Annotated in this window: 10 protein-coding genes; 2 read left to right on the top strand and 8 right to left on the bottom strand. The window is 69.4% G+C overall.

The window, feature by feature from the left end:
* The first annotated feature begins 70 nt into the window (after positions 1–70).
* Both SM447_RS26690 and SM447_RS26685 read left to right on the top strand, forming a co-directional pair.
* Positions 71–1,639, top strand: a complete 1,569-nt coding sequence (locus tag SM447_RS26690) for an AMP-binding protein (RefSeq protein ID WP_474575634.1) — start codon at positions 71–73, stop codon at positions 1,637–1,639.
* A 1-nt stretch (position 1,640) separates the two neighbouring features.
* Complete coding sequence (locus SM447_RS26685) at positions 1,641–3,851, top strand: chorismate-binding protein (protein ID WP_474575633.1); 2,211 nt, start codon at positions 1,641–1,643, stop codon at positions 3,849–3,851.
* A gap of 1 nt (position 3,852) precedes the next feature.
* Here the strand turns inward: SM447_RS26685 and SM447_RS26680 are convergent, their stop codons facing one another.
* The 8 genes from SM447_RS26680 to SM447_RS26645 form a co-directional block, all read right to left on the bottom strand.
* Positions 3,853–4,527 (bottom strand): LuxR C-terminal-related transcriptional regulator, encoded by a 675-nt coding sequence (locus SM447_RS26680; protein ID WP_474575632.1) that lies wholly within the window; start codon positions 4,525–4,527, stop codon positions 3,853–3,855.
* 561 nt (positions 4,528–5,088) lie between these two features.
* The gene (locus SM447_RS26675) at positions 5,089–5,577 is read right to left on the bottom strand and encodes a MarR family transcriptional regulator (protein WP_474575631.1); all 489 of its coding nucleotides are present in this window, start codon (positions 5,575–5,577) and stop codon (positions 5,089–5,091) included.
* 8 nt (positions 5,578–5,585) lie between these two features.
* Positions 5,586–6,833 (bottom strand): FAD-dependent oxidoreductase, encoded by a 1,248-nt coding sequence (locus tag SM447_RS26670; protein WP_474575630.1) that lies wholly within the window; start codon positions 6,831–6,833, stop codon positions 5,586–5,588.
* A 67-nt stretch (positions 6,834–6,900) separates the two neighbouring features.
* On the bottom strand, positions 6,901–7,794 hold the full coding sequence (locus SM447_RS26665) for an RNA polymerase sigma-70 factor (protein ID WP_474575629.1): 894 nt from the start codon (positions 7,792–7,794) through the stop codon (positions 6,901–6,903).
* 59 nt (positions 7,795–7,853) lie between these two features.
* The gene (locus SM447_RS26660; protein WP_474575628.1) at positions 7,854–8,240 is read right to left on the bottom strand and encodes a DoxX family protein; all 387 of its coding nucleotides are present in this window, start codon (positions 8,238–8,240) and stop codon (positions 7,854–7,856) included.
* Between the two features lie 62 nt (positions 8,241–8,302).
* Complete coding sequence (locus tag SM447_RS26655) at positions 8,303–9,487, bottom strand: NAD(P)/FAD-dependent oxidoreductase (RefSeq protein ID WP_474575627.1); 1,185 nt, start codon at positions 9,485–9,487, stop codon at positions 8,303–8,305.
* Positions 9,488–9,618: 131 nt separating this feature from the next.
* Positions 9,619–10,188, bottom strand: coding sequence for a hypothetical protein (locus SM447_RS26650; protein ID WP_474575626.1), 570 nt, complete (start codon positions 10,186–10,188; stop codon positions 9,619–9,621).
* 188 nt (positions 10,189–10,376) lie between these two features.
* Positions 10,377–11,780, bottom strand: coding sequence for a poly(ethylene terephthalate) hydrolase family protein (locus SM447_RS26645; RefSeq protein ID WP_474575625.1), 1,404 nt, complete (start codon positions 11,778–11,780; stop codon positions 10,377–10,379).
* Between the last annotated feature and the right edge of the window lie 167 nt (positions 11,781–11,947).

Here is an 11,947-nt window from a genome sequence, read left to right as displayed (position 1 = left end):
CCTGGATTTTTGCGCCCGCCGGCATTCACCGGAACTCCCGTGCCTGCCAGCAGTAGAAAGGGCTCTCGCCATGAATCTCGCGGCCACCCTGGAACGGCGCTGCGCGGAACGCGGCTGGGCCCAGCGCCCGGCCGTCCGCGAACCGGGCCGGACCTGGTCACACGGAGCGATCCACGATCTGGCCGGCCGGGCCGCGCGGGTACTGGTGACCGAAGGGATCAGACCGGGCGACCGGGTGCTCCTGGCACTGCCGGACAGCGCCGCCTGGGTGGTCTCGTTCCTGGCCGTGGCTCGGGCCGGGGCGGTCGCTGTCCTGGTCAACCCGGCGCTGGCCGCTCCGGAGCACACGGCGCTGGTCGCCGACTGCGCTCCGGTTCTCGTGCTCTGCCCCGAGACGCTGGCGGACCGGTTCACCGTCCGTACGCTCTCCCCGACTGAGCTGCTCCACCGGGCCGGTCGGGTGAGTCGCGTCCCTGCGGTTCAGGTGGCCGGGACCGATCCCCTGTATGTGCAGTACACCTCCGGCACCACCGGTGCCCCGAAGGGAGCTGTCCATCGGCACGCCGACCCGGAGGCGTACTACCGGTATGTCGGGCTCGGGGTGGTGCGCAGCAGCGCCGACGACGTGACCCTCTCGATCTCGAAGCTGCACTTCGCCTACGGCTTCGGTAACGCCTTCGTCTTCCCCCTCTTCTCCGGATCGTCGGCGGTGCTGCTGCCGGAGCGACCGACCCCCGCGGCGGTCGCGGAACTCGCTGCCGAGCATCGGGTCACCCTGCTCTACGGGGTGCCCACGTCGTACGCACATCTCGTGGCGGCCAATGACCGATCCGCCTTCGGCAGTGTCCGAGCCGCGGTGTCCGCCGGCGAGGCGTTGCGACCGGAGCTCGCGGCGCGGGCCGAGGAACTGCTCGGCGTGCCGCTGCTAGATCAGGTCGGCTCCACCGAAGCCGGGCACGCCTTCTGCGCGAACACCGTGGAGGAGCACCGGGCCGGGACCGTCGGACGCCCGGTCCCGGGCTATTCCCTTCGGCTGCTCGACAGCGACGGGGTGCCGGTACCCGACGAGGTCGAGGGGGAACTCTGGGTCGCCGGGGAGACGGTCATGGCCGGGTACCTGAACCGGCCGGAGGAGACCGCCCGCACCCTGGTGGGCGGCTGGCTGCGGACCCGGGACCTGGCGGTACGGCACGGCGACGGAACGTACGCCCTGCGCGGCCGGGTGGACGACCTGGAGATGGTCGGCGGGATCACGCTGGCACCTCAGCCGGTGGAGCACCTTATCGAGGAGCACCCGACGGTCGCCGAGGCCGCGGTGGCCGCCCGAACGGACGAGACCGGCGCCACCCGGCTGCACGCCTTCGTCGTACCGGTGCCCGGCGCCGCCACCCCCACCGTGGACGACCTCGCTCGCTGGTTGGATGGCCGGGTGGCGCCGTTCAAGGTTCCCCGGGGCGTCACCCGCCTCGCCGCCCTGCCCCGTACGCCGACGGGGAAGCTCCGCCGCTTCGCCCTGCGCGAGCGGGGCAACGATCGGGAGCAGGAGAACGCTGGAGGGGCCGAGCGGGAACACGCCGGCACCGCACCCGACCCCGACGGGTGGGAAGCGAGCGCCGCCGGGCGGGCAGGGGTGGCGTGACGTGCGCACGCTGTTGATCGACAACTATGACTCGTACACCTTCAACCTCTATCAGCTGATCGCCCGCACCTACGGCGTAGAGCCGCAGGTGCTGCGGAACGACAGCCAGCGGTTGACTGCGGAGTTCGCGCGGCAGTTCGACGCGGTGATCATCTCGCCCGGTCCCGGCCGGCCGCAGGTGCCTGAGGACATCGGCCGCTGCCTCGACGTCATCCGCCACAGCGGTCGACCGGTGCTCGGCGTGTGCCTCGGCCACCAGGCCCTGGGCCACCTCTGCGGAGCCGCAGTCGGGCCGGCGCCTCGGCCGCGCCACGGACACCTGAGCCAGATACGGCATGACGGCGGGCTCTTCACCGGCCTGCCGCAGAATTTCGTGGCGGTCCGCTACCACTCGCTCTGCGTCGCCGAACCACTACCGACTGACCTGGTTGCCGACGCCTGGGCCGAGGACGGGGTGGTGATGGGACTGCGGCACCGCTTCCACCCCTGGTTCGGGGTGCAGTTCCATCCGGAGTCAGTGAGCACCGAGCACGGCAGCCGGCTGCTGCTGAACTTCCGCCGGTTGGTGGGCAAGGCGGCGACCAACAGTTCGCGGGCGGTCGGTGACGTCGCCGAACCGGGCGCGGTATCGAGCGACAGTAATGGTCACGCCGGTGGTTGGCTGCTGCGTCACCGACGGCTGCCCGGCCCTGCCACCCTGGAGACCGCATCGCGCGAGCAGGTCGGGACGGTCGACCCCGAGTGGATCTTCCAGCGGATCGCCCGCGATCGGCCGTACGCCTTCTGGCTGGACAGCAGCCGGGTCATCCCCGGCCTGTCCCGGTTCTCGTTTCTGGGGCACCCGGGCGGACCGGACGGGGAGGTGCTCCGGTACGTCAGCGCCACCGGCACGGTCGAGGTGCTCGACCCGACCGGCGTCCGGATCGGCGTGGAGTCGGGGGACATCTTCACCGTGTTGCAGCGTCGCCTCGACGAGCGCCGGCTCCCGGACACCGGAGAGTTCCCGTTCGACCTGCCGAGCGGCTACGTCGGCTACTTCGGTTACGAGGTGAAGGCCGACTGCGGCGCACCGAACCGACACGTCGCCGAGACCCCGGACGCGGTCTGGATGGCCGCGACCCGGATGGTGGCCCTGGACCATCAGACCGGTGAGATGTGGCTGCTGGCCCTCTGCCGCGCCACCGACGCCCAGGTCGCGGCCGCGGACGGCTGGCTGGACAGCACGGCCGCCCTGCTGCGCACCGGACCCGTCGGTCATGCCGTCAACGGCCGCAGTGGACGGGCCAGCCGACCGGAGGGGCCGGACCCGGCCCGACCGACCAGCGGGCGAGCGGGACCGGGAAGGACGTACAACGTGGAGCGCTGGCTGTCCCGGGGCCGCGAGAGCTACCTGGCGAACATCCGCACCTGCCTGGAACTGCTCCGCGCCGGAGAGAGCTACGAGATCTGCCTGACCAACGAACTCCGGGCCCCGTACGACGGATGCGGTATCGAGCTCTATCTGCGGCAGCGCCGTCACAACCCCGCGCCGTACGCCGCCTATCTCCGCCTCGGTGAGACGCAGGTCCTCTGCTCCTCGCCGGAGCGCTTTCTCAAGATCGACCGGACCGGGGTGGTCGAGGCCAAGCCGATCAAGGGAACCGCCCCTCGGGCCACCGACCCCGAGCAGGACCACGCCCTGCGGGCCGAGCTGCGTGACTCGCCGAAGACCCGGGCGGAGAATCTGATGATTGTCGACCTGCTCCGCAATGACCTCGGGCAGGTCTGCGAGATCGGCAGCGTCCATGTGCCCTCGTTCATGGTGGTGGAGTCGTACGCGACCGTGCATCAGCTGGTCTCCACGGTGCGTGGCCGTAGCCGGCGGTCGGTCCCGGCGACCCGGATCGTCCGGGCCTGTTTCCCCGGTGGCTCGATGACCGGCGCACCGAAGCCGCGGACGATGCGGCTGCTCGGTGAGATCGAGGATCGGGCGCGGGGTGTCTACTCCGGAGCGCTGGGTTTCTTCGGTCTGACCGGCGGGGCGGACCTCAACATTGTCATCCGGACCGCAGTCCTGCACCGGGGAATCCTCCAGGTCGGTGCCGGCGGCGCGATCGTGCTCGACTCAGATCCGGACGCCGAATACGACGAGATGCGGCTGAAGCTGACGGCACCGTTGCCCGGCTGGGCGGCGATGGAGAACAGCATCCCGGAGGGGAGCGGTATGCGGTGAGTCAATGCTTGGCGGGCAGCAGGCCCAACTGATAGGCCGTAGTAACCGCCTCCGTTCGGTTGGTGCAGTTCAACTTCGCCAGAATGCGGCAGACATGCCGCTTCGCGCCGTGCTCGGTGATCCCCATCGTCGCGGCGATCTGACGGTTGCTCAGCCCTCGGGCCAGCAACTTCAGCGTCTCGCCCTCCCGGGGGGTCAGCGCCGGAGTGTCGACGGGGCGCTGATCCTCGCGTAACGCCGAGAGCGCGACCCGGCCGAGAGCGAGCGGCATTGGCATCTCACCTCGCCACAGCTCGGCCAGGGCGTCGTTCAGCGACCGCCGATCGAGCTCACCGGCCAGGATGAAACCATCGGCCGCCAGGGGAACCGTCCGATCGCGGAGTGCGTCACCGGCTCGGCTCAAAACCGCCAGGGTCCGAACGCCGACGCCTCGGGCGGCGATCACCAACCGTTCGACCGGGACATCGTCCTCGACAATCAGGATCAGCAGGTCGGGCCGGTGCCGCCGGAGGAGCACCATCGCCTCACCGACCGTCGACGCGACCCGGACGCCGGTGACCGCGTGCAGCTCGCCGAGGAGCGCCTCCAGCCCTTTACGCAGTACCTCCGGGCCGAGAGTGACGAGAACCCGTAGCCCGATCGGCGATGCGTCGAATCGCGGGTTGGCCTGCGCCATGCTGCTGCCTCCTCCGCTGGGGCCCCTGCTGTGGCTGTACGTCCGGCCCTTTCATATTAGGATCGATAACCGTCGGCGCAACGCGGGCGTAATCTCCACGCCTATACTCATCTCCGGTCGCCACACCGACCAACGCTGGGGCCAACCGGCGCGCGTGAGCCTTACCCCGGATCGGCATCGCTGAATCAATCCCGCCTGGTGATCGTGAATCTCAGTGAAGCGACCCGACGGAGCCGGAACAGCATCTGGGCTGGTCAGGCAGCTGCTCGTATTCGAGTAGGTGTCCGGTTTCCCACGTATCGGAAGTTTTCGAGTCTGAGCTGAATGGACAGGGCAAGGCTGGCCCGCTGAGCTTGTCCACTGAAGACCGATCAGGACAAACACCGCTTACTGATGTTCAGCAAAGCCCCAGGCGGCAGGTCATTGTGGGTGAAATGGGGGAAGCTGCAGTTAATCAGCCTGTATAAGCTGGCAGGGGGCGGTATTGGGAACCGATGCCCTATGCGTGAGAGCGCGTTTGTGATGGCGACCCGACGAGCAAGTTGTACGGGGAACGGCGCCTCAGGCGGACCGCTGCGGGGTGTCGCCGCCGCGGAGACGGTCCAGCTCGGCGAGGTACATCGCCTGCACGCGGTCATAGTGCCGGATCAGCAGCGAGACCTCCTCGACGCTGTAGCCCTCGATGAGCCGCTCGGTCCGCTCGGCGAACCGCTCGTACGGTCGTTGCAGCTCGGGCATGCGTTCGGGCCGCAGGGTGACGATGACCCGCCGCCGGTCCGCCGGATCGCGCTCGGCCGTCACGTAGCCGGCCTGCTGGAGTCGGCGGAGCATGCTGGTCACCGCCCCGGTGGTGAGGTTGGTCCGCTCGGCGATCTGTCCCGCGGTGGCGGATGCGACGTCCGCCAGGTAGTCCAGGCACTCCAGGTCGCTCACGGTGAGGCCGAGCCGCTCCGCGATGGCGTACCGGAACACCATGGAAAGCCGCGAGGTCTCTCGTCCGGCGCGCATGAGGTCGGCGATCGCGGACGCACGGGCCGGCTCGTGGGACATGCCCGCAATCATGCCTCCGGTACGGTGACCCGGTGCAGCCGAGGTAACACGCGGGTGAGCATCCAGTGCGGTGCGGCGGAGCCCCCGGTCAGGCGGCGCATCAGCCTGGCGGCGGTGTCGACGGCGCGGAAGGCGTAGGGCACCATCTCCTTCTGGTAGCTGGCGATCGCCTCCTCCACCGACGTGCCGCTCGTCCGGGCCTCGACCAGCCGGTGGCCGAGCAGGGCGGCGTCGCGGAGCGCGGTGTTGCCGCCGTGAGCGCCGAACGGTGGCATGGCGTGCACGGCGTCGCCCATCATCGTCGCCCGGGGCACCGCCCACCGGTGCGGGCGCCGGCCGGTGGCGAAGAGGTTGAGCACCGTGGCGTCCAGTTCGGCCGTGTCGACCAGCCGCCGGATGACCGGGTGGAAGTCCGCACTCATCCTGCTGGCCAGTCGCCACAGTGCCAGCAGGTTTCCGCGTACGCCGATGGGCACCTCCCCCTGCCGGAGCAGCAGCGCCCACATCACGTAGTCCTCGCCGGTGGGCGCGTAGCTGCCCGGGGCCAGGCGCGCGAAGGCCTCCTGCGGGCGCTCGCCGAACCGCATGGAGGTGAAGAAGAAGGCGCGGCCCGGTCGGTCGGCGATGGCCAGTACCCCGCTGGTGCGCAGCGCGTCCGGGATGACGCTCTCGCCGTTGCGTCGCAGCGGCGACCGGCCGTAGATGCCCAGCATCGCAGTGTTCGCCGGGTCCGCGTCCGGCATGAGCTGCCTGCGCAGCGCCGAGCCCACGCCGTCCGCGCCGACGACGACGGTTGCCGCGGCGGCCCCGCCGTCGGCGAACCGCAGCCGCAGCCCGGCCGGGCCGCCGCGCTCCACCGCCACGGCGGCCTTGCCGTAGTGGATGCGGCCGTCCAGCCCGGACTGCAGGATCGACCGCAGGGTCAGCCGGTCGACCTGGCGGGTGGCGTACGGCTCGTCCTTGAAGGTGATGGTGAATGCGTCCCGCAGCCGACTGTCGGTGAAGCGCAGGTACCCGCCGGGCTCGTCGCCGGTGGTCAGCGCCAGGCGGTACAGCGGCCGGGGCAGGCTCTCGCGCAGCGCCTGCAGCCCGTACCGGTCGAGAATGATCCGGTAGCCCTGTCGCCTGACGAAGGGGCCTGGGTCCCGCTCGTAGACGTGCACGTCGATGCCGGCGCGGGTCAGGTAGTGGGCGAGGCAGAGGCCGGAGAGGCCGGCGCCGGCGATCGCCACCGAGAAGTCAGTCGATATGGCCATGCCATTATCTTAATGACTAAGATAATTTGGGCAAGGCCGTCGGCATGTCGCGGTCCACAAGCGATGTTCATCGAAGGGTGAGCGGGGTCTCGGCTTCGACGTGGGTCAGCTTCTCGGGGTTGCGGACGTAGTAGAGGCCGGTGATGCGCGCGTCCTCGACCCGAACCGCCATGATGCCGTCCAGGTCGCCGTTCAGGCGTACGAGGAGTGCCGGGCTGCCGTTGATCACGGTGGGCTCACCGGTGAGCGTGCCTTCGACCTTGCCCACACCACCGAAGAGCATGCGGACCACCTTCTCCGCGCCGATGATCGGCCGCAGCGCGGCCTGCTTGACGCCGCCACCGTCGCCGACCAGGACGACATCGGGGGCGAGCACGTCAAGCAGGCCCTGTAGGTCCCCGGTTTCGAACGCCCGCTGGAACGACTCCAGAGCCGCCCGGGTGTCGCTTGGCGAGGCCGTCCTGCGCGGGCGGCGGGCGTCGACGTGCCGGCGGGCGCGGTGCGCAATCTGATGTACGGCTGCGGGGGTCTTGCCGACGGCGGCCGCGATCTCGTCGTAGCTGAGATCGAAGACCTCGCGCAGCACGAACACAGCGCGTTCGGTCGGTGACAGCGTCTCGAGGATGATCATCAGAGCCATCGACACGCTCTCGGCGAGTTCGATGTTGTCGGCCACGTCCGGCGTGGTGAGCAGTGGGTCGGGCAGCCACGGGCCGACGTAGGCCTCTTTGCGTCGCCTCATGGCGCGCAGCCGGTTGAGCGACAGCCGGGTGACGATCCGCACCAGGTAGGCGCGCTGGTCGCGGACGTGCTCCGCCGCTACCCTGACCCACCGCAGCCAGGTCTCCTGCAGGACGTCTTCGGCGTCGGCCGCCGATCCGAGCATCTCGTACGCGACGGTGAAGAGCAGGTTCCGGTGGGCGAGGAAGCTGTCGGTCGCCGGGTCGGTGGCGTGGTTCATGTCGTGGCCCTTCCGTCGCGGTGGTCCTCGTTGCCGACGCCATCGGTCGGGCCTGCGTGTCAGGTGGTGAAGGGCTCAAGGCTGATGCGGCCCCATGCGATGAAGGCGGCGACCGTGAGATAGGCCATGTTCAGCATCACCAGCTTGAACTGGCCGAGGCGGCCGTGGGTGATCGCCGCGCCGATCATGAGTGGTATCCAGCAGATGGCGGTCACCGGCACCAGGTACGGCGCGATGTCGAGCACTGCGGGCAGGATCAGGCCGATCGCGGCCAGGAGTTCGAGGATTCCGAGAGTCTTGACGAAGCCGACGCTGGCGTAGTTGAGCCATTCCCCGCCGCTGTGCGCAGCCGCCAGCTTCTCCTTGGGTACGAACGTCTTGGTGATGCCGCTGAGTAGGGCGATTGTCGCCAGCAGTCCCGCAGCAATCCAAAGTGCGAGGTTCATGCTGTGTCTCCTTGCCTTGCGCGGGTGGGCGGCGTCTCCGGGGCGCGGCCCGGACCGTCGGCTCAGCGGACGGCCGGGCTGCCACCGTGCCTGGCGCGCAGCAGTTCCTGGCGCTTGTCATCCCTGACCCAGGTCAGCGAGCCGGGTCTACGTGCCTCGTTGGCAAGATGCTTGACCGTGTGCCGGCAGACGAACTCCTTGAGCTTCGCGCCCGGTCCGCCGCCGAGGTGGAACCTGTTCGCGGTGTCGTCCCTGGAGGCGAACTGGAAGAGGCCGGCGCGCCGACCCAGGCTGATGCACTGCCCGAAGAACCCCAGGTTGAGAGGCCTTGGCTGCTCGCCTGCGATGCGGCTGAGTACCGTGTCGGCGGCATGTGCGCCGATCCTCGTGGCGGCCTGGCAGCTCATCCGCAGGGGAAGGTCCGACGGTGCCGCCGAATCACCGGCCGCGACGACCCGCACATCGTCCACGCTCGTCAAGGTCTCGTCGGTGAGCAGGCGACCCTCGGCGTCGGTGGTCAAACCGCTGTTGGCGGCCAGGTCCGGCACGCCGAATCCGGCGGTCCAGATGGTCACCGTGCTTGGCAGCGTGCGCCCGTCACTGAGCCGCACCGTGTCCCGATTGACGGCCGTCACCGTCGCGCCGACGCCGTCGAGTACGGTAACGCCGAGTTCGGTCAGGCGCCGGGCGACCGCGCGTCGACCCCGAGGATGCAGGTACGGACCGAGCACGCCACCGCAGACCAGGGTCACTCTTCGGCCATCCTCGGCCAACTCGGCGGCGGTCTCGATGCCGGTCGGGCCGGCTCCGACGACCGTCACCGAAGCCGTTGCAGGTGCTCGGCCGAGGACCGGCCGCAGTTGCTGTGCCTCCTCCAGGGTGGCGATCGGGTAAGCGAACTCCGCCGCTCCGGCGACGCGCGGTTCGGCGCTGCCACTACCCACGGCGTAGATCAGATAGTCGTAACCGATCGAGCCGCCGCTCGCCAGCATCACGCGGCGGTCGGCCACATCGATTCGAGTCACGGTGTCGACCACCAACCGGATGTCTCCGCCCAGGACAGCCCGGTAGTCGACGACCGCGTCGTCGGAGCCGCCCACCAACTGATGCAAGCGGATCCGCTCGACGAACATCGGGCGCGGATTTACCAAGGTCACCGTCACGTCGTCGCGTTGCCGCAGACGGTTGGCCGCCATCACACCGGCGTACCCGCCGCCGATCACCACCACATCGCTGTTCCCAGCCACGGCGTCTCCTTCGCTTCGAGAGATTCACCCTCAAGACACCGGATGGCCGATGGCCCTGACAGCTCGTGAGACAGATCACTCCGTCGGCAGGGCTCGGAGGTCGGGAGGAGCCGGCGCTACGCCGCGCCGCGTCAGCTCCAGTCCGTCTGGTACCCGTCCCGGCGTAGCAGGGCGAGCAGTTCGGCGTCACTGGGCCGGTGCGTGCGGGTCAAGACCGGTCGCAGTACGTCGGCGCCGACATACCGCGGCACCTGAACGACGACGCTGAGAACCCGGTCACGGTCGGTGCGGACCAGGGCGGTCGACGGGATGCTGTTGGGGGCGTGCCTGGAGGTGGCGAAGACGAAGCCGTCGCCGACGTCGTCGCAGCTCACGGTCGCGACGGCCGCGCAGTTGACGGCGTCCGGGAAGGTCCCGTCCGGCTCGGCGGGATGCAGCTGCCACAGCACCGGAACGGTGGTACGGCCGGCGATGACGAGATTGAAGGACAACGTGAGGCCACCGGCGTCCAGCCACCCGAGTGTCCCGTCCGGTGGCAGATCGTCGGGCACCAGCAGTTCGTCGAGGGGCCATGGTGACGGCCGGGTGAGATCGTGCAGATCGCGGCGGTCCTGTGCGGTCCGGCGCTCGGTGCGCAGCACGAACCCGGCGACGGAGCAGAGCACCACGAGCACCGCGACGGAAGCGAGGAGGCGGCGCACTACCAGATCCTCACACAGTGACCCTCGGCATGGTGACCGGCCCGCAGGTCAGGAAGAGCAGAAGGGCGAGAGTCGGCCTCCGTCAGGTGACTGCGCGATCCGGGCGGGCCCGACGTCACGTCGGGCCCGCCCGTGTTCAATCCGGCGGGCGTGTCAGGTGTGTCGGGACACGCCCTGGAGTTCGTCGATCACCGCGCGAGGGAGGCGAGCCTGAACTGCTGGTTGGTCTGCCCGTGGCAGTCGTAGAGCTGGATTTGGGCGCCGTTGCTGGTGCTCCAGGCGTCGAGGCAGCGTCCGGACTGGACATTGCTGATGGTGCCGTTGGAGTTGACGTTCCACTGCTGGTTGGTCTGGTTGTGGCAGCTGTAGATCTGGACTGCGGCACCGTTTCCGGAGCCTGCCGCGTCGAGGCACATGTTGCCGTAGACCTGTAGTTGCCGGTTGGCAGTGTAGGTCCAGGCCTGGTTGGTCTGTCCGTGGCAGTCGTAGAGCTGGACCCGGGTGCCGTTGTTCCGGGAGGCGTTGGGTACGTCGATGCACCGGCCCGACTGCTGACCGACGATCTGGCTGGCGGAGCCGGACGGCGGCGTGGTCGGGGTGGTGGTGGGCGTCGGCGTCGGCGTGCCGGTCGGCGGCGGAGTGGTCGGGTCCGACGGCAGCAACGGGCACGTACTGCGATAGGTGACCACACCACTGTTGTCCAGCAGCGGGCAGAGGAACTGGCTGTACCGGGCGTCGTTGTCGATGAACAACTTCAGGAACGGCAGCATGGTCCGGATCAGCACCGGGTTCGACCGTCCGACCATGAACCCATGGTCACCGCCCGCCACCTCGAGGTAGACACTCTCCGTCGTGGCCGGGAGGCTGTTGTACAGACCGAGGGCGTAGGACGGGGTGACCACCGTGTCCGCCTGCCCGGAGATGACCATCGTGGGTACCCGGTCGTTGGCCAGGTTCGACGACGGTGAGTACGGCGTGATGCCGACCGCTGCCTTCAACGACGGGCGCCGGATCGCCGCGCTCAGCGCCCCACCGCCGCCCATGGAGTGACCGGAGACGGCCAACCGGTTCGGGTCCACCCGGTTGCGCACCGAGCTCTGCTGCGTCAGGTAGTCCAACGCGGCGAGCAACTGGGTGCCACGGGCCGTGTCGAAGTCGTTTCGGCTGTTGGTCTCGATGCCGATCACGACGAAGCCGTGCGATGCCAGCCACGGCCCCATCCAGGCCAGTTCGTCGGAGAACAGCGCGGTGTAACCCGGTGAGATCGCGATGGCCCCGAAGGTGCCCTGGCTGGTGTCGGTCGGGTAATAGATCCGGCCGCCATTGAAGCCGTTTCCGGGCGGCACGCTGACCGAGGTGTTGGCAAACGGGCCGTTCACGGCCGCGACGCTGGTCCGGGTGGGGTCCGGGCCCCGCTGGTACGGGTTGTCGGCGGCCGATGCCGAACCGGACGCCACCGTCATGGTGAACATCCCCACGGTGGCTGCGATCCCGGCCGCGGCGAGCTTGAACAGCCGTCCCCGAGTGCCGGGGGACACCCGATCAGCATGGGTGTTCTCCGCAGGTGGGGGTTGAGGTGCGTGTCCGCGCACTGTCGGTACCTCCTGGTGGTGGGCGGTGTGGTGGGGTGGGCGGGCGCGGTTGGTGCCGAGCCCGCCCGGTTCCGGCTGTGCCCGTGCCGGGGTGTCTGTTGGTCAGCGGTGGAGGGTGAGTAGGCCGGGGCGGTAGGGCAGGAGGCCGGAGTCGCCGCCGGAGTTGG

This window comes from Micromonospora aridisoli, from assembly GCF_056150025.1.
Note: the sequence above shows the minus strand (reverse complement) of the source record. Positions and strands in the feature narration are given on the sequence as shown.